Origin of the sequence: Lysobacter stagni (genome assembly GCF_030053425.1) — a bacterium.
In the GTDB taxonomy this organism is placed as follows: domain Bacteria; phylum Pseudomonadota; class Gammaproteobacteria; order Xanthomonadales; family Xanthomonadaceae; genus Lysobacter_J; species Lysobacter_J stagni.
Genome location: NZ_JASGBI010000001.1, coordinates 142,296 through 160,630, shown reverse-complemented (window position 1 = coordinate 160,630; position 18,335 = coordinate 142,296). Strand labels below are relative to the sequence as shown.

16 protein-coding genes are annotated in these 18,335 nt (G+C 69.2%); all 16 read right to left on the bottom strand.

Translation table 11 applies throughout. The features are described from left to right. Window positions 1-546: 546 nt before the first annotated feature. Complete coding sequence (locus QLQ15_RS00735; RefSeq protein ID WP_283210956.1) at window positions 547-1,032, bottom strand: chemotaxis protein CheW; 486 nt, start codon at window positions 1,030-1,032, stop codon at window positions 547-549. Window positions 1,033-1,181: 149 nt separating this feature from the next. Then, window positions 1,182-3,167 carry a chemotaxis protein CheA gene (locus QLQ15_RS00730; RefSeq protein WP_283210955.1) on the bottom strand — a complete coding sequence of 662 codons (1,986 nt, stop codon included), beginning with the start codon at window positions 3,165-3,167 and terminating at the stop codon, window positions 1,182-1,184. A 41-nt stretch (window positions 3,168-3,208) separates the two neighbouring features. Further along, window positions 3,209-3,574 carry a response regulator gene (locus tag QLQ15_RS00725; RefSeq protein WP_283210954.1) on the bottom strand — a complete coding sequence of 122 codons (366 nt, stop codon included), beginning with the start codon at window positions 3,572-3,574 and terminating at the stop codon, window positions 3,209-3,211. A 43-nt stretch (window positions 3,575-3,617) separates the two neighbouring features. Beyond that, window positions 3,618-3,902 carry an STAS domain-containing protein gene (locus QLQ15_RS00720; protein WP_283210953.1) on the bottom strand — a complete coding sequence of 95 codons (285 nt, stop codon included), beginning with the start codon at window positions 3,900-3,902 and terminating at the stop codon, window positions 3,618-3,620. Window positions 3,903-4,238: 336 nt separating this feature from the next. Next, on the bottom strand, window positions 4,239-5,267 hold the full coding sequence (locus QLQ15_RS00715; protein ID WP_283210952.1) for a chemotaxis protein CheW: 1,029 nt from the start codon (window positions 5,265-5,267) through the stop codon (window positions 4,239-4,241). Between the two features lie 140 nt (window positions 5,268-5,407). Beyond that, the gene (locus QLQ15_RS00710) at window positions 5,408-6,187 is read right to left on the bottom strand and encodes a ParA family protein (protein WP_283210951.1); all 780 of its coding nucleotides are present in this window, start codon (window positions 6,185-6,187) and stop codon (window positions 5,408-5,410) included. Further along, window positions 6,187-7,266, bottom strand: coding sequence for a flagellar motor protein MotD (gene motD, locus QLQ15_RS00705; protein WP_283210950.1), 1,080 nt, complete (start codon window positions 7,264-7,266; stop codon window positions 6,187-6,189). Before motD ends, QLQ15_RS00710 begins: the two co-directional genes overlap by 1 nt. Window positions 7,267-7,279: 13 nt before the next feature. Further along, complete coding sequence (locus tag QLQ15_RS00700; RefSeq protein WP_283210949.1) at window positions 7,280-8,020, bottom strand: flagellar motor protein; 741 nt, start codon at window positions 8,018-8,020, stop codon at window positions 7,280-7,282. Between the two features lie 156 nt (window positions 8,021-8,176). Further along, window positions 8,177-9,943, bottom strand: a complete 1,767-nt coding sequence (locus QLQ15_RS00695; RefSeq protein WP_283210948.1) for a chemotaxis protein CheA — start codon at window positions 9,941-9,943, stop codon at window positions 8,177-8,179. A 190-nt stretch (window positions 9,944-10,133) separates the two neighbouring features. Then, a complete protein-coding gene (locus tag QLQ15_RS00690; protein ID WP_283210947.1) occupies window positions 10,134-10,757 on the bottom strand; it encodes a protein phosphatase CheZ in 624 nt (207 codons plus the stop codon). Next, entirely contained in the window at window positions 10,754-11,146 is a 393-nt protein-coding gene (gene cheY, locus QLQ15_RS00685) for a chemotaxis response regulator CheY (RefSeq protein ID WP_283210946.1), read from the bottom strand. The genes QLQ15_RS00690 and cheY overlap by 4 nt, the downstream gene beginning before the upstream one ends. A 210-nt stretch (window positions 11,147-11,356) precedes the next feature. Further along, on the bottom strand, window positions 11,357-12,124 hold the full coding sequence (locus QLQ15_RS00680; RefSeq protein ID WP_283210945.1) for an RNA polymerase sigma factor FliA: 768 nt from the start codon (window positions 12,122-12,124) through the stop codon (window positions 11,357-11,359). After that, window positions 12,121-13,017: a MinD/ParA family protein gene (locus QLQ15_RS00675; protein ID WP_283210944.1), complete on the bottom strand. Its 897-nt coding sequence runs from the start codon at window positions 13,015-13,017 to the stop codon at window positions 12,121-12,123. The genes QLQ15_RS00680 and QLQ15_RS00675 overlap by 4 nt, the downstream gene beginning before the upstream one ends. After that, window positions 13,001-14,896 (bottom strand): flagellar biosynthesis GTPase FlhF, encoded by a 1,896-nt coding sequence (flhF, locus tag QLQ15_RS00670; protein ID WP_283210943.1) that lies wholly within the window; start codon window positions 14,894-14,896, stop codon window positions 13,001-13,003. The genes QLQ15_RS00675 and flhF overlap by 17 nt, the downstream gene beginning before the upstream one ends. Window positions 14,897-15,042: 146 nt before the next feature. Beyond that, entirely contained in the window at window positions 15,043-17,031 is a 1,989-nt protein-coding gene (flhA, locus tag QLQ15_RS00665; RefSeq protein ID WP_432277833.1) for a flagellar biosynthesis protein FlhA, read from the bottom strand. Window positions 17,032-17,120: 89 nt separating this feature from the next. After that, entirely contained in the window at window positions 17,121-18,284 is a 1,164-nt protein-coding gene (gene flhB, locus QLQ15_RS00660) for a flagellar biosynthesis protein FlhB (RefSeq protein WP_283210941.1), read from the bottom strand. Between the last annotated feature and the right edge of the window lie 51 nt (window positions 18,285-18,335).

Below are 18,335 nucleotides of genomic sequence, written 5' to 3'. Positions count from 1 at the left end.
GGTGTTTCCTGTGATGGTGCATGGGACGCGCAACGCAGCGCGGATGAGGCCCGACCGCGTTGACGCATGGGCGGAGCGATTGCGATATCGGCTGCCGGTCACAGTCCTGAAACGAAATTTTCACATTTTGGCTGTTCATCAATCTGACTTGGGCAATCGATGGGTTCCGGAACAAAGAAGGCGGGCCGAAGCCCGCCTTTTTGGTCTCTCATTACCGCGAAGGGCGTGCGGAATTCAGCGCGCCGCTCGCGGTTTCGGTGGCGCGACGACGCCCACGCGCGCGGCATCGCCGCGACGGCATGCGGTGTCGCCGCAGACGAAAACAGGGATGCCCGCGGTGCAATGCGGCGAGGGAGCGTGCGGGAAGATGGCCGCGATGCGGCGCCGGAACGGGCGTCGTCGCGGCCGAAGTCGTGGTGTCAAATCGCAGACGCCGTGCCTAGCACGGCGTCCGTTACGGCCCGATGCGTGGACTCACGAATGGCCGCCCACAGGGGGCGGCGGTCGTACGTGAAGCGGTGAAGCGTAAAAAGAACGGCGTGGCGATCAGGCCGCGTTGGCGTGGGCGACCAGGCCCATCTCGGCACTGGTCATCAGGCGCTCGATCTCCAGCAGGATGAGCATGCGCTCCGCGGCGGTGCCGATGCCGGTGATGAACTGGCGGTCGATGGTCGCGCCGATTTCCGGCACCGGGCGGATCTGCTCGGCGCCCAGGCGGATCACGTCGGACACGCTGTCCACCACCATGCCCACGACGCGGTCGGCGACGTTGAGCACGATCATCACCGTCAGCGCGTTGTATTCGGCCTTGGCCAGGCGGAACTTCAGGCGCATGTCGATGACCGGTACGATGGTGCCGCGCAGGTTGATCACGCCCTTGATGTAGTCGGGAGCGTCGGGCAGGCGGGTGACGGTGTCGTAACCGCGGATTTCCTGCACCTTGAGGATCTCGACGCCGTACTCCTCTTCGCCCAGGGCGAAGGTCAGGTACTCGTCGGCGGACTCGGTGGCGGTGGTGCTGTCGTGGCTCATGGCGATCTCGTTGGTTGTTCAGCTCCCTCTCCTGCGACTGCAGGGGAGGGTTGGGGAGGGGTGAAGTGGTGCCGCCACCCTGCTCGGCGCTGCGCGCCTCGCTACCCCCTCCCAACCTCCTCCTGCGAGCAGGAGGAGGGGCTTGTTCGTCAGGCCGCGTTTGCCATCTGCTGCGCCTGCGTCAGGCCGCCGACGTCGACGATCAGGGCCACGCGACCATCGCCGAGGATCGTCGCGCCGGAGATGCCCTGCACGCGGCGGTAGTTGGCTTCGATGTTCTTGACCACCACCTGCTGCTGGCCGAGCAGTTCGTCCACTTCCAGCGCCAGGCGCCGTCCGTCGGCTTCCACCACGACCGCGATCGGTGCGCCGTTGCCGTGGGCGTTGCCATGGCTGCCGACCAGGCCGTACTGCGCGGCCAGGTCGAGCAGCGGCAGGTAGTCCTCGCGCACGCGCAGCACGCGCGCTTCGTTGGCGATGGTGCGCACGTCGCCAGCGCCGGGCTGCAGCGATTCGATCACCGCGTTGAGCGGCAGGATGAAGACTTCGCCACCGACGGCGACGGTCATGCCGTCCAGGATGGCCAGCGTGAGCGGCAGGCGGATCGACACCGTGGTGCCGGCGCCCTTCTTCGAACGGATCTCGACCTGGCCGCCGAGTGCGGCGATGTTCTTCTTCACCACGTCCATGCCGACACCGCGACCGGACAGGTCGGTGAGCTGTTCGGCGGTGGAGAAGCCGGGGTGGAAGACCAGGTCCCACACCTGCGCGTCGGTCGGGTTGTCGCCGATCGGCAGGCCGCGCTCGGCGGCCTTGCGCAGGATGCGCTCGCGGTCCAGGCCGCGGCCGTCGTCGCTGATCTCGATGACGATGTGGCCGCCCTGGTGCTGCGCGTTGAGGCTGATGGTGCCGGTGTCGTCCTTGCCCGCTGCGCGGCGCTCGGCCGGCAGTTCCAGGCCGTGGTCGATGGCGTTGCGCACCAGGTGCACCAGCGGATCGACGATCTTCTCGATCACGCCCTTGTCCAGCTCCGTCGCTTCGCCGCTGGTGCGCAGGCGAACCTTCTTGTCCAGACGGGTGGCGAGGTCGCGGACCATGCGCGGGAAGCGGCTGAAGGCGAACTCCACCGGCAGCATGCGCACGCCCATCACCGCTTCCTGCAGGTCGCGGGTGTTGCGGTCCAGCTGTTCCAGGCCGGAGAGCAGCAGTTCGTTGGCCACCGGGTCCAGCTGCGTGGAGCGCTGGCGCAGCATCGCCTGGGTGATGACCAGTTCGCCGACGAGATTGATCAGCGCATCGACCTTGTTGACCGCGACGCGGATGGACGAGTCGGCGTCGTTGCCGCCGCTGCGCGCGGCTGTCGTTTCGGTGCGCGCGCCGAGCGCGACCACGTTGTCCAGGTGTTCGGCCGGCGGCGGCGGGGCCACCATCGACTTGGCGGGAATGCCTTCGATGGCGAGCTCGCACTGGTCCTCGACCCATGCGAACGCATCGTCGATGGCGCTGCGCGGCACGCTGCCGGGCAGCATCAGGTCCCATGCGAGGTAGGCCTCGAACGGATCCAGGTCGGAGAACTTCGGAAGGTTGTTGTCGAGGCAGGTGACGCCCAGTTCCCCGTGGCCGGCCAGCTCGCGCAGGATGCGCAGCGGGTCGTTGCCGCTGAGGAACATCGACGGCGCCGGCTTGAAGCCGATGCGCCATTCGGCGATCTCGGCTTTGCTGGCCGCAGCCGCGGAAGAGGCGGCCTTGCTTTCGCGGCCCATCATGCGGGCCAGGCCATCGTGCGCGCGCTTGAGGCCGGCTTCGTCGATGGCATCGCCGTGTTCGGCCGCGCCCAGCAGGCCGCGCAGCGAATCGCCGGCCACCAACAGTGCGCCGATGGCGTCGGGATCGAGCTGGCGACGACCGCTGCGCGCTTCGTCCAGCAGCGTTTCCAGCTGATGGGTCAACTCGCTGATGGCGGCGAAGCCGAACGTCGCGGCGCCGCCCTTGATCGAGTGCGCGGCGCGGAAGACCACGTTGATGGTTTCCGCGTCGGCCGAACCGGATTCCAGCGCGAGCAGGCCCGCTTCCATGGCATCCAGGTTTTCGCGGCTTTCCTCGAAGAACGCGGCGTGGAAGCGAGTGATGTCCATCGTGGCGGCTCTATCGTTGGCTCAGTCGGAGACGCGGGCGATCAGCCCAGGACCTTGCGCACGGTCGCGAGCAGCTGCTCGGGATCGAACGGCTTCACCAGCCAGCCGGTCGCGCCGGCAGCCTTGCCCTCGGCCTTCTTGTCGCCACCGGATTCGGTGGTGAGCATCAGCAGCGGGGTGAAGCGGTAGTCGGGCAGCTGGCGCAACTGGCGGATCAGCTCGATGCCATCCATGCGCGGCATGTTCACGTCGGTCACCACCGCGTCGAAACGCTGGGTGCGCGCGATGTCGAGCGCAGCCTGGCCGTCCTCGGCCTCGCGCACGTTGAATCCACCGCCGCTCAGGGCGAAAGCGACCATCTGCCGCATGGAGGTGGAGTCGTCGACGATCAGCAGGTTCTTGGACATCGTGGCGGCTTCGATTGAGTGGTTATGGAAGGAAGGGATGAGATCAGGCGGCGGCCGGCGCATCGACGCCGAGGCTGCACGCCAACGCAAGCTGGCGCGCCGCTTCGGCGAGCACGGGCGAGGCGTCGGTGACGGTGGTCTGGCGGCCCAGCGCGGCGCGTTCGCGCACGAAGGCATGCAGGATCTGCAGGCCGGCGGTGTGCACGCGCTCCACGCGATCGCCCGCCAGGGACAACGGTTCGGCGTCGTCCAGGTGTTCGCGCAACACCGACTGCAGGTCGGTGACGTGTTCGATGCCGAGGTCCGAAGGAAGAGGCAGGGCGTTCATGGGTGGCTCGCAGCCGTGGTGGTCATTCGAAGGGGATAACGGCGCGGTACGGGAGGACTTGAGGGCTGGCGACGGGAGGCTGTCGGCCGACCATCCTTCGACTTCGGGCCTTCGGCCCTACGCTCAGGACGAACGGTGGAGGGAAGACCATTGCGCGGCAGAAGGTCACCGTTCGTCCTGAGCGTAGGCGCGCAGCGCCGAAGTCGAAGGATGGACGGTCGGTGGGCTGCCGCTGCCATCCATGGCGGGACGAGACCGGCTTCGGGGTGCCCGGCCCGGCCATCGATGGCCGGGCGTTCGCCAGGCCGCGCGGCAGTGCCGCGCAAGCGGCCTGCCTCACCCAAAGAGTGCGTTGGCGTCCAGCAGCACCGTCGGCTTCGCCACCACGCGGGCGACGCCCACGATCGCCCGCGACGGACTGGCCATCAGCGGCGGTTCGATGCGGTCCGGGCCGAGCGTCACCACGTCGTCCACGGCCGACACCAGCGCGCCGATCAGTTCGTTGTCGCGTTCCACCACGACGATGCGCGCGCGTTCGTCGGGGTTGACGCGGCCCGTACCCAGCCACAGGCCCAGGTCGAACACCGGCACGATGCGGCCGCGCAGGTTCATCGCGCCCAGCACCGACGGCACCGCGCCGCGCATGGCGACGATGGGCGAGGTGCGGCCGACTTCCTGCACGCGCAGCAGTTCGATGGCATAGCTGTCCTCGCCGACGGCGACGCGCAGCCAGCGATGCGTGGTGGTGACCGAGGGCATCAGCGCCGGCGGCATGAATTCCACCGGGCGCAGGCCGGTGGACGGCGCAGGGCGTGCGATCGGCGCCATCGGCGCAGGCGCAGGCGCAGGCGCGGCGGGCTTCGGTGCGGGCGCAGGGACGACCGCGGCTTCGCGTATCGCCGGTGCGGGCGGCGGTGAGGCCGCGGCGACGAACAGCGGGTCCGAATCGAGTTCGGCGAGCAGCGCGTCATCGATCATGGGCGTCGATGCCGCGGGCTGCGATGGGATGGATGCGGCAGCGAACAGCGGATCGGATTCCAGTTCGGCCAGCAGGGCCGTGTCGATCATCGGCGCGGCGGCGGGCGGCTCGTGCGATGCGGCGACGAACAGCGGATCGCAATCCAGTTCGGCCAGCAGCGCGGCGTCGATCATCGGTGCCGGTGCGGTGGCCTGCGGTTCGGAAGATACCGCTGCGAACAGCGGATCGGTATCGAGTTCGTCCAGCAGGCCGGCGGGAATCTCGAATGGCACCGGTGCCGCGACCGGCGCCGGTGGCACCGACGGCACTTCAACCGCGGGCGCGACGGCGTCGACGTGAAGGTCGAGCAGTTCGTCGAGGTAGGCGTCGATGGCGGGCTGCGTCATGTCGGTTCCGGGACAGGCTCGTCATCCCCGCGCAGGCGGGGATCCATGGACGTGGCTTCTGCAGGGCGCGTGCCAGGCAACGTCCATGGATTCCCGCCTGCGCGGGAATGACGGTGAAAGGAAGGCGGATGTGGGTCGCGTCACGCCGCTTCCCGGCGCTGGTCGCCGTTGGCTTCGGTTTCCAGCAACCACTTGAGTGCGCGCCGGTACATGTCGGCGCCGCGTCCGTCGGGCGGCTCGGCCTTGGTCAGCGAGGCGGCATCGCGCAGGCGCGTGTCCATCGGCACGGCATGCGGCCAGACGCGCTCACCGTAGCGGTCCTGCAATTCGTACAGGCTGGCGACGCCGGTGCGTGTGCGCCGGTCGAACAGCGTGGGCAGCACGTGGCGCGGCAACGGTCGGCGGCGCGAGCGCTCCACCATCTCCGCAGTGCGCAGCATGTCGGCCAGACCGTGCAGTGCGAGCGGATCGGTCTGCGTGGGCACGATCAGGCGATCGGCCGCGGCCAGCGCGTTGACCATCAACAGCCCGAGCGTGGGCGGGCAGTCCATCAGCACGTAGTCGTAGACCTCGCGCACCGTGTGCAACGCGCGACCCAGCGCAAGGCCCAGACCCGGCTGCGTGGCGCCGCGACGTTCCAGCGTGGCCAGCGCCGCCTGCGCGGCGACCAGCTGCAGGTGCGGGATCTCGGTGTACCGCGCCAGCTCGAGCAGGCCGGCACCGCTGCCGCTGAACAGGTCGTGGGTGCCCGATGGCGGCGGATCGGCCGGCACTTCGAACGCGCGCGTCAGCGACGCGTGCGGATCGAGATCGAGCAGGAGCACGCGGTGGCCGGCGGTGGCCAGTCCGCGTGCGAGCAACAACGACGTCGTGGTCTTACCGACGCCGCCCTTCTGGTTGGCAATAGCCCAGGCGCGCATCAGCCCGCTCCCGGTGGTGGGGTGGAGGAACGTTTGGCCGCCGCGGTGGCCGTCGCCGTATCGGCGGCAATGCCTTCGGTACCGGACGCGTGTGCGCGCGCGGTCGCGGCGGCGGCGCCCGGCGCCTGCGGCGCGACGGGGAAAAGATCGGCATCGATGAGCGGCGCCTGCGCGGCCGCCTCGGATTCCATCGCGATGGCCGGCGTGCGGTCCTCGATCGCATCGGGACCCTGCGGACTGGCGAGGATCACCAGCAGCACGCGGCGGTTGGCGTTGCGGCCTTCCGGCGTGGCGTTGTCGGCCACCGGCTGGTACTGGCCGTAGCCGACCACGGCCAGGCGGCCGGGCGCGATGCCGGCGCGCATCATCACGTGGACGATGCTGGACGCACGCGCCGAAGACAGTTCCCAGTTCGACGGGAACTGCGCCGTGGCGATGGGCATGTTGTCGGTGTAGCCCTCCACGCGCATCGCGTTGGGCTCGTCGCGCAGCACCTCGGCGATGCGCAGCACGGTGTCCACCGCCTGCGGGTTGGGCGTGGCCACGCCGCTGGGGAAGAGGATGTCGCTCTGGATCTCGACTTCCAGGAAGGTGTAGCTGCGGCGCACGGTGACCAGCTTCTGCTTCACCAGTTCCGACAACGCATCCTGGATGCGACGGCCCAGCGAATGCAGCTGCTGGTTGTTGCGTTCGCGCGCGGCGTCGATGCCTTCGGCCGCGCTGCCCTGTGCGGCGCCGAAGGTCGGCATGTCCAACGCCTGGCGCATGCGCGGCGCGGCGATCGGCGTGGCCGACGACGGACCTGAATTCGAACCCGGCGTCACCAGCGAGGGCCGGTCGAACGCGGAGCCGCGCAACTGGTGCATGCCCAGCTGCACCGGCGTCACCGTGCGCGGCGGACCGCCGAACGCGGACGACAGCGCATCGGCCAGCACGCGGTACTTGCCTTCGTTGATGGAGGAGATCGCGTACATCACCACGAAGAAGGCCAGCAGCAGCGTGATCAGATCGCCGTACGGGATCGCCCACGCCTCGTGGTTGGCGTGCTCCTCGTGCTGGTGTCGGCGGCGACCGGCCATGACTGTGCGTCCGTCAGACCACGAAGCCGTTGAGGCGTGCTTCGATGTTGCGCGGGTTCTCGCCCTGGGCGATGGCGATGAGGCCCTCGATGATCATCTCGCGCTCGTCGGCCTGCTGCGTGATCAGGCCCTTCAGCTTGGCCGCCATCGGCAGCAGCATCAGGTTCGCCATGCCGATGCCGTAGATGGTCGCGGTGAACGCGGCGGCGATGCCGTGGCCGAGCTTGCTCGGGTCGGCGAGGTTCTTCATCACCGCCATCAGGCCCAGCACCGCGCCGATGATGCCCAGCGTGGGCGAGTAGATGCCCATGCCCTCGAACACTTTCGCAGCGGCCATGTCGCGCTGCGACTGTCCGTGCAGTTCGATCTCCAGCATCTGGCGGATGGACTCGGGCTCGACGCCGTCGACGACCATCTGCAGGCCTTTGCGCACGAACGGGTCTTCCTGTGCGTTCACTTCCGCTTCCAGGCCCAGCAGGCCCTGGCGGCGCGCGACGGTGCTCCATTCGACCAGGCGCGCGATCATCGCCGGACGGTCCTGCACCGGCGGACGGAACACCCAGCGCACGATCGTCATGGCGCGCTTGAAGGTGGGCAGGGGCGTCTGCAGCAGGATGGCTGCGGTGGTGCCCAGGATCACGATGACGAACGCCGCCGGCGACCACAGACCCGAGAGGCCCGCGCCCTTGAGCACGCTGCCGCCGAGCAGGGCGACCAGCGCGAGTACGACACCGGTGAGGCTGAGTCTGTCCATCAGGCAATCGCGTCCGTAGGGGGAGCTGTCATTCCCGCGAAGGCGGGAATCCATGTGTGGGCCGCCGCAAAGCCTCCGTAGAGCGTGCAGCGGCGGTCGGTTGGATCCCCGCCTGCGCGGGGATGACGGCTTCGTGGTCCATGAGGTTCGTAGTTCTTAACGGTCCCTCGCCGCGTTACTTGAGTTGCGCAATCCGGTCCTGAGCAGTGCGTCAACATCCAGGATCAGCGCCATGCGGCCGTCGCCGACCAGGCTGGCGCCGGCGTAGCCGGCCAGCCCGCGCAGCGTCCGCGGCAGCGCCTTGATCACCACTTCCTCGCGGCCGCGCACGCGGTCGACGGTGAGGCAGAAGCGCTGTTCGCCCGACTGCAGCACCACGCAGGTCTTGGCGGTGGCCGGTTCCGGCGTCAGTCCCAGCCACGTGCGCAGGTCGATCAATGGCAGCGGCTCGTCGCGCAGGTCGAGCATGCTCTGCCCGTCGACCCAGATCGCTTCCACGCGGTCGTGCGCCAGCACCTCGACCACGCGCACCAGCGGCAGCGCGTAGACGTCGCCGTCCAGTTCCACCAGCAACGTCGGCAGGATCGCCAGCGTCAGCGGCACGCGGATCACGAAGCGCGTCCCGCGGCCGACCTCGGAATGGATCTGCACCTGTCCGGAGAGTTCGCGGATCTTCGACTGCACCACGTCCATGCCGACGCCGCGCCCGGACAGGTCGCTGACCTCGCTGCGCGTGGAGAAGCCGGCCATGAAGATGAGGTTGAGGCATTCCTCCGACGTCAGGCGCGCGGCGGCGTCGGCATCGATCAGCCCCTTGTTGCAGGCGCTGCGGCGGATCTTTTCCGGATCGATGCCTGCGCCGTCGTCGCTGACCTCGATGGAGACGTGGTCGCCTTCCTGCTGCGCGGACAGCCGCACGGTGCCTTGTTCGGACTTGCCGGAAGCGCGACGCGTGGCCGGCGCTTCGATGCCGTGGTCGATGGCGTTGCGCACCAGGTGCACCAGCGGATCGGCGAGGGCTTCGACGAGGTTGCGGTCCAGCTCGGTGTCGGCGCCGACGATGTCCAGCTCCACCGACTTCGACACCTGTCGCGCGACGTCGCGCGCGAGCTTGGGAAAACGTGCGAACACGCGGCCCACCGGCTGCATGCGCACCATCATCACCGCCGACTGCAGGCGTGAGGTGGCCACGTCCAGCGCGGTCACCGCGCGGTCGAGGTCCTCGTCGCGCAGGCGCGGGCGGATGGTCTTCAGTCGGTTGCGCGCCAGTACCAGTTCGCCGACCAGGTCGACCATCGCGTCCAGGCGCCGCACGTCGACGCGGACGGTGGGGTCTTCGGCCGCCTTGGGCGCGGCAGCGGGCGCTGGTTTCGCGCGCGTGGGAGCAGCCTGCGCCGGTGCGGGCGCCGGGCTGCGGGTCGTTGCGGTCACACCGTGCAACGAATCCAGCAGTGCGTCGAACTCCGCTTCGTCGATGTCGCCGCTGGCCGGCTTCGGCGTGGCCGATGCTGCCGGCAGCGTGGGCATCGAGGTGACGAAGCCTTTCGTACCGTCGCGCAGGGACTGGATCAGCGCGGCCGGTGCCGGAACGGGTTCCTCGCCGTTGGATACGGCGGCCAGCATGTCCACCAGCAGGTCCAGCGCCTGCTGCGCGCCGTCGAACGCGGAAGCGTCCATCGGCACCGTGCCGTCGCGTGCGACGTTGAGGCGGTCTTCCACTGCGTGGCAGATCGACACCATCGGCACGAAGTCGAGGAAGCCGGCACCGCCCTTGATGGTGTGGAAACCGCGGAACACCGTGTTGAGGCAGGTGCGGTCGGTGGGCGCGTGTTCCAGCGCGACCATCTGTTCGCCGAGCTGGTCGAGGATCTCGCGCGCTTCGATCAGGAAGTCGGCGGCGATGTCGTCGGCGATGGCGTTCATGGCGAAAGGCCCTGCGTGCTGCACGCCCGTGCCGTGATCCCCGCCGTTGTCATCCCCGCGAAGGCGGGGATCCAGCGTTCAGACGCTGCACGCCCTTCGGAGGACTTGAAGCGACGGACAGTTGGGTTCCCGCCTGCGCGGGAACGACGGCTGGAGGTGGAGCAGGCGATGGACATCGGGCCGGACATCGTTACAACCCCAGCGAAGACAGCAGTTCGTTCGCGTCGTCCTGCGTCGCCGGCGTGGGATCGACACCCGCCACCGACGGGCCGAAGCCGCGTGTGTTGTTCAGTTGCAGCGGCGTGGCGCTGGCATCGGTGGCCTCGCCAAGACCCGCGTGCACGGCCCGCACCAGGTCCACGACACGGCGGATGATCTGGCCGGTGAGGTCCTGATAGCCCTGCGCGGCGGTCATTTCGGACATGCGCGAGCGGATCGCGGCGACGGTCGCCGCCTGCTCGTCGGCGGCGGCGTCCGGCAAGGTGCCCAGCAGCACGCCGCATTCCTGGATCAGGTCCAGCGTGCGATGGCTTGCTTCCTCGCTCACGTGGACGACGTGTTCCAGTCGCGCACAGGCTTCCGGCAGCGAGCCGGTGGAGGCGATGCCACCGTCGCCCAGCGCGTTCTCCAGCTCGCGCGCAAGGCGTGCCAGACCCTGCACCAGGGGTTGGCTGCGCCACTGGATGAGCGCATCGACATTCGTGCGCCAGCCGGCCAGGTCGTCGTGTTCCAGCGCCCACAGCGCTGCGTGCAGACGTGCGATCACGGCCTGCCGGTCGTCCGGGAAAGCTTTCCCGCAGGACGCGTCGGTCACGCCGCCGCTCCCATGCGCTCGAACACCTTGTTGAGCTTGTCTTCCAGCGTCGCCGCGGTGAAGGGCTTGATGACGTAACCGTTCACGCCGGCCTGCGCGGCTTCGATGATCTGCTCGCGCTTGGCCTCGGCGGTCACCATCAGCACCGGGATCTTCGCCAGCGACGCATCGGCGCGGATCGCCTTGAGCAGATCGATGCCGGGCATGCCGGGCATGTTCCAGTCGGTGACGACCAGGTCGAACGGCGCCTTCTTCAGCTCGATCAGCGCGGTGCTGCCGTCGTCGGCCTCGGCGGTGTTGTGGAAGCCCAGGTCGTTGAGCAGGTTCTTGACGATGCGTCGCATGGTCGAGAAGTCGTCGACGATGAGGATGCGGATGTTCTTGTCCATGTGGGCGTGGCTCTGTTACAGCGGAGAAAAGTGCGGAAGAAATTCAGTGCTGATCGGTTACGTGATGCGCCGGTCCTTCGACTTCGGTCCTTCGACTTCGGGCCTGCGGCCCTACGCTCAGGACGAACGTTGGAGCGATCCCGTTCGTCCTGAGCGTAGGCGCGAAGCGCCGAAGTCGAAGGAGGAACGGGCCGGCCGGTGGAGGCGGATTCAATACCCATCGTCCTCATCGTCCTCATGCGCGCCGCGCCATTCGCCCAGTCGCGAACGCAGGCGCAACATCGCCTGGCCGTGGATCTGGCACACGCGCGATTCGCTGACGTTGAGCACCGCGCCGATCTCGCGCAGGTTCAGTTCCTGCTCGTAGTACAGCGACAGCACCAGCTGTTCGCGTTCGGGCAGGTTGGAAATCGCTTCGCCCAACGCTTCACGGAACTCGCCCTGCTCGAACTCGCGCGCGGGCGTGGTGCCGGCGTGCGAGGCCAGGTGCGGTTCGCCATCGTGCTCGTCCAGGTGCGCTTCCAGGCTGATGAGCTGGCCGCGCGCGGCGTCCTCGAGCATGCGGTGGTACTCGTCCAGCGGCACGTTGAGCGCGCCGGCGACTTCCTGCGACGTCGCGGCGCGGCCGGTGCGCTGTTCCACCTCGCGCGTGGCCGCGACGACGTCGCGATAGCGCCGGTGCACCGAGCGCGGCACCCAGTCGCCACGACGGATTTCGTCGATCATCGCGCCGCGGATGCGGATGGATGCGTAGGTTTCGAACGCGGCGCCCTGGTCGGCCTGGAAATTGCGTGCCGCGTCGATCAGGCCGAGCATGCCGGCCTGGATGAGGTCGTCGATCTCCACACTGGCCGGCAGGCGCGCGGCGAGGTGGTGCGCGATACGTCGCACCAGTTCGCCATGGCGCTCGACGATCTCGGTGGCGTTGAAGGTATCGGCCGCGCGCTGGGTGGCGCGGTACTGGGCGGCGGCGTTCATGCGACGGCGCTCCTCAATGGATCGTTCGCGTGGGCCGCGCCGCCCGCGCTGTGCGCGACGAGGCGTTCCATGAAGAATTCGACGCCCCCGCGCGGACCGGTCGGCGACTGCCAGCTGCTGGCGCGGCGTGCGATGTCGCGGAAGGCCAGTGCCGACGGGCAACCCGGGAACGCTTCGACGACGGCTTCCTGGCGCTGGATCGCGCGGCGCAGCCATTCGTCGCGCGGGATCGCGCCCATGTAATGCAGGGTCACGTCGAGGAAGCGGGCGCTGACGCGTTCGAGCTTCTCGAACAGCTGCTTGCCTTCGACGGCGTTGTTGACCTGGTTGGCCAGCACCTGCACGCGCGTCACGCCGCGCTCGCGGCTGAGGACCTTGATCAGCGCGTAGGCGTCGGTCACCGAGGCCGGTTCGTCGCAGACCACCACGATCACGTCCTGCGCGGCCTGGCAGAAGGTCAGCACGCTGTCGGAGATGCCGGCGGCGTTGTCCACCACCATCGCGTCCAGCGGCAGGTCGAGCTGGCAGAAGGCGTGCACCAGGCCGACGTGCTGCTGCGGCAGCAGTTCGGTCATGTGGCGCTTGCCCGATGCGGCCGGCACCACCCACAGGCCGCGCGGGCCTTCCAGCAGCGTGTCCTGCAGTTCGCAGCGTCCGGAGAGGACGTCGGCCAGGGTGAACTTCGGCGACAGCCCGAGCATCACGTCGACGTTGGCCAGGCCCAGGTCGGTGTCCAGCAACAGCGTGCGCTGACCGGCATGGACCAGCGACATGGCCAGGTTCACCGACACCGAAGTCTTGCCCACGCCGCCCTTGCCGCTGGCCACGGAGATGACGCGCACGGGTGCGCGCGCTGCGGAGACGGTAGCGTTCAGATCAGCTGGCGATGGCATGGCGGTCCTCGGTGGGGAGGGTCAAAGGACGGGGCTTCACGTGGCTCAGGTCGAGAGACCCGAGGGGGTTATCGGCAGCACGCCGCACTTTCTCGAGGGTCGCGACGAGTCGGTCGGCGTCGGCGGCGGCCAGGTCGGTCGGGACCTGCTGGCCGTCGGTGGTGTAGGCCAGGCTCAGGCCGTGCTGGACCATCACCGACAGGGCCGAGCCGAGGCGGCCGGTCTCGTCGAGCTTGGTCAGCACCACGCCTTCGGGCGAGGCCGGGCGATAGCGGCGGACCACTTCGCCCAGGTCGTGCGCCTGGGTGTTGGCCTGCAGCACCAGCAGGCTGCGCACGCGCTTGGCGGCGCGCAGCCAGAGGATCTGTCCCAGCAGGGCGCGGTCGCGCAGGCCATGGCCGGCGGTGTCGACCAGCACCAGCGGGTAGTCGGCCAGCTGGTCCAGGGCGTCGTTCAACGCTTCCGGCCCGTTGGCCTCGCACACGGTCACGCCGAGGCGACGGCCGAGGATGTGCAGCTGTTCGGTGGCGCCGGGACGCTCGGTGTCGGTGGTGACCAGGGCGACGTCGCGTGCGCGGTGGCGCTGGGCGAAGCGCGCGGCGAGCTTGGCCGCGGTGGTGGTCTTGCCGGCGCCGGTGGGGCCGACCAGGGCGATCACGCCACCGTCGTCGATGGGCTCATGGCGCAGCACGCTGAGCGCGCGTGCCAGTTCGGCCAGCATCGGCTCGCGGACCTGCGAGGGGTCCAGGCGCGCGTCGATGCGACCGGCGATGGTCTGCGCCAGGCTTTCGTCGCAGCCGTAGCCCATCAGCGCGTCGTAGGCCGCCGCGCGTGCCGGCGAACCGCGCAGGCGTTCGGTCGACATCTGCGCCAGCTCGCGCTCGATCATCTGGCGCATCGTGGCCAGCTCCTCGCGCATGGCGAGCATGCCCGGATCGCGTGCATCGGGGACGGCGTGGAGATGGGTTGCAGTTGCGGGGGCTTGAGCCCCTCTCCCCTCGGAAGAGGGGTTGGGGTGAGGGGCAACGAAGTGGTTGCTCGACAGATCGAGGACGGAAGGAGAACTCTCGGCGGCAGCGCGATCGTCAACACGATCCTGATTGCGCCCCTCACCCTCGATCCCTCTCCCGTTGGGAGAGGGAAGAACCGCGTGCGCGTCGTTGGAGGCAGCGGCAGCGACGGTTTCGACGGGCGCATCCACAACCGGTGCATGCGCGGCCGCCGTCAGCGACACCACCACGTCGTCCTCGACGTCGAACGAATCACCCTGCGGAATCAGCGCCGCCATCATCGCGTCGAAGCGCGAGGTATCGGGTCGCTGCATCGGCGCCTGCGGCGCGGCGACGCGGGTTTCCGGCTTCGTGGCGCGCGCCACGGGGGCGGGTGCCGGCGCATTGGCCGGCGCGTCGCCGATGGCGAACACGGCACGGCCGCGGATCGGCGATTCGGCGACTTTCGGTGCTTCAGCGACCTTCGGTGCTTCGGCGGTCGCGACGGCGGCGGCCGGCGCGCTTGCGGTGGCCGTCGCGGCAGCGGGCTTCGCGGCCACCCTCGGCGCGATCAGCGAGGCGATGGACGCCATGCGCGACGGCGGCGGCTCGGCCGCGAACGACGGAACCTCGGCGCGGGGCGGCATCACCGCCGCGACGGTGGCCGGCGTGGACGGCGAGGCGACCGGCGCGGGTGTCGGCGGCAGCGACGGCAAAGCGGCGCGCAGGGCCTGCTGCGCCAGAGATTCGTCGTAGTCGGTGGCGGCGACGATCTCGATGCCGTCCTCGGTGGGACGGTTCGACAGGATCACGGCGTCGGGGCCCTGTTCGTCGCGCACCATGCGCAGCGCGGTGCGCATGTCGGGTGCGATGAAGCGTTTGATTCTCATGGTTGTGCTCCGCGGGGACCGTGGACGTGCAGCTGGGGGCGGGTGATGCAGCACCGGTGCGCGGAGCCGTGTGTGGATTCGTTTTGCCTGTGATGTCTCATTGCGCCTGCCTTGCCAGTCCCCAGCCTCTCGGCCTTAGTCCCGTTTCATCCAATCGCCCCGACCAACCGCAACCGCTTGTCCTCCGGCACCTCGCCGTAGGCCAGGACGGTCAGCGCGGGGACGCTGTGCCGAACGAGCCGGGCGATCGAGGACCGGATGCCACCGGGGACCAGCAGAACGGCGGGTTCGCCGCGGCTCTCCTGGCGGGTGACGCACTCGCTGAGGTTCTGGTGAAGACGCTCGGCGAGTCCGGGTTCCAACGCGGCGCCCTGGCCGCTGACGGAGTCCTGCAACACCCGTTCCAAAGCCGGCGCCAACGTGTAGACGGGCAGTTCGGCGCCCAGGCCGTTGAGCTCCTGCACGATGAAACGCCCCAGCGCGGTGCGGACCGCGGCGGTGAGCAGGGCCGGGTCCTGGGTGTGGGCGCCGTGTTCCAGCAGGGCTTCGACGATCTGCCGCAGCTGGCGCACCGGCACGCGTTCGGCCAGCAGCGACTGCAGCACGCGCACCACCGTCGACAGCGGCAGCAGCTTGGGTGTCAGGTCTTCGACCAGGCGCGGCGAGCCGCGGCCCAGCGTGGCCAGCAGCTGCTGCACTTCCTCGTGGCCGAGCAGTTCGGCCGCGCGCTCGCGCACCAGGTGCGAGAGGTGCGTGGCCACCACGGTCGCCGCATCCACCACCGTGTAGCCCAGCGATTCGGCATGCGCGCGCTGGCCCTGCGGGATCCACACCGCGTCCAGCCCGAAGGCCGGGTCCTTGCCGGGAATGCCCTCGAGCTTTCCGAACACGTGGCCCGGGTCGAGTGCGAGGTCGCGATCCGGATGCAGCTCGCCGCTGGCGATCGGCACGCCGTGCACCAGCACGCGGTAATGGCCGGGCGCCAGTTCCAGGTTGTCGCGCACGTGCACGGCCGGAATCAGGAAACCCAGGTCCTGGGTGAGCTTGCGACGCACGCCCTTCAGGCGCGCGAGCAGTTCACCGCCCTGGTTCTTGTCGACCAGTGCGATCAGGCGGTAGCCCACTTCCAGGCCCAGCGGTTCGACCGGGCGCAGCTCGTCCCAGCTCAGTTCCGGCTGCGCGGCGGCGGTCGCGGTGGCGGTATCGCCATCGGCCGATGCCTGCGCGGGATCCGCGGCGCGTTTCTGCATGCGCCAGGCGGCGTAGCCCAGTGCCGCCGCGAGGGTGAGGAAGGGCAGGTTGGGCATGCCCGGCACGATGCCGACCAGCCCCAGCAGCGCCGCAGCCACCGCGAGCGCGCGCGGGTGCAGCACCTGCGTCGTCACGGCCTGGCCCATTTCCTGCTCGCGCGTGGCGCGCGTGACCAGCATCGCCACCGCGGTGGAGATCAGCAGCGCCGGCAACTGCGCGACCAGGCCGTCGCCGATCGCCAGCAGCACGTAGGTGGTGCCGGCGTCCTTGAACGTCATCTCGTGCTGGAGCACGCCGATCAGCACGCCACCGATGATGTTGATGGCCAGGATGAGCAGGCCGGCGATGGCGTCGCCGCGCACGAACTTGCTGGCACCGTCCATCGAACCGTAGAAGTCGGCCTCGGCGCGCACTTCCTCGCGGCGCATCTTCGCGTCTTCGCGGGTGAGCAGGCCGGCGTTGAGGTCGGCGTCGATCGCCATCTGCTTGCCGGGCAGGGCGTCGAGGATGAAGCGCGCCGACACTTCCGAGATGCGGCCCGCGCCCTTGGTGACGACGACGAAGTTGACGATGGTCAGGATGGCGAACACCACGATGCCCACCGCGAAACTGCCGCCGATGACGAACTGGCCGAAGCTTTCGATGACGTGGCCCGCCGCCGCCGGGCCCTGGTGGCCGTGCAGCAGCACCACGCGGGTGGAGGCGACGTTCAGCGCCAGGCGCAGCAGCGTGACCAGCAGCAGCACGCTGGGGAAGACCGAGAACTCCAGTGGCCGCTTCACGTAGACCACGGCCAGCAGCACCACCAGCGACATGGCGATGTTGATGGTGAACAGGGCGTCCAGCACCAGCGGCGACAGCGGCACGATGACCATGGCCAGCATCGCCAGCACGATCACCGGCGTGGCCAGGCCGCTACGCACGGCGTGGCCTATCTCGGCGAGGGAAAAACGCCTGTCGGAAACCGGACGGTTCACGCCGACGGGCCTTTGACGGATGCGTCAGCGCCCGGCTCGCCGTCGGCCAGCACGGCGTCCACGGACACGTCGCCCAGCTGCGGCATCGGCCCATGCGAGCGGTGCCAGCGCTTGAGCTGGTAGACGTAGGACAGCACCTGCGCGACGGCGGCGTAGAGCTTCACCGGGATCTCCTGGTCGATCTGCGCATGCCGATACAAGGCGCGTGCCAGAGGCGGCGCCTCGACGATGCTGACCCGGTGCTTGCCGGCCACGTCGCGGATGGCCAGTGCGATCTCGTCCACGCCCTTGGCGACCACCTTGGGCGCGCGCATGGCGCCGGCCTCGTACTTCAGCGCCACCGCGTAGTGGGTGGGGTTGGTGACGATCACGTCGGCGGTGGGCACCGCTTCCATCATCTGGCGGCGCGACATCTGCGCGGCGACCTGTCGCACGCGCGCCTTCACTTCCGGGTTGCCTTCGCTTTCCTTGTACTCGTCGCGCAGCTCCTGCTTGGTCATCTTCAGGCGGTTGCGGTACGACCAGTGCTGCCAGGGCACGTCCACCAGCGCCAGCACGCCCAACGCGCCGACCATCGCCAGCAGGGCCTTGGTGATCAACGACAGCCCGGCGCCGACCGCGGCCTGCAACGGCATGCCGGCCATCGACAGCAGCTGGTTGAACGCGCCGTACACCACCATGCCGCCCAGTCCGCCGATCAGCGCCACGCGCATCAGCGAGCGCACCAGTTCGGCCAGGCTCTCCTTGCCGTACATGCGCTTGAATCCATTGAGCGGATTCATGCGCGCGAAGTCCGGCTGCAGCGACTTGCCCGCGAAACGCAGCCCGCCCATCACCGCCGGTGCGATGAAGCACGCGCCCAGCGCGGTCAGAACCACCGGCAACAGCGGCAGCAGCAGCCCGGCGAACAACGACGGCGCGCGCGCGATCAGACGGTCGTGCTGGCCGAGCATCGCCGGGTCAATGGTCAACGCATCGCGCAGCCAGTCCTGCGAAGCGCCGCCGATGTGCGAACCGGTGGCCACCAGCGCCATCGCCGCGCAACCCAGCACGGCCACGTTGCCCAGTTCGCGCGATCGCGGGACATCGCCGCGTTCGCGCGCCTCGCGCAATCGTTTCTCTGATGGCTGTTCGGTGCGGTCTTCCTGGTCTTCGGACATGGCCTTGCTGCTTCAGCCCCTCCCCCTGCTCGCAGGGGGAGGTTGGGAGGG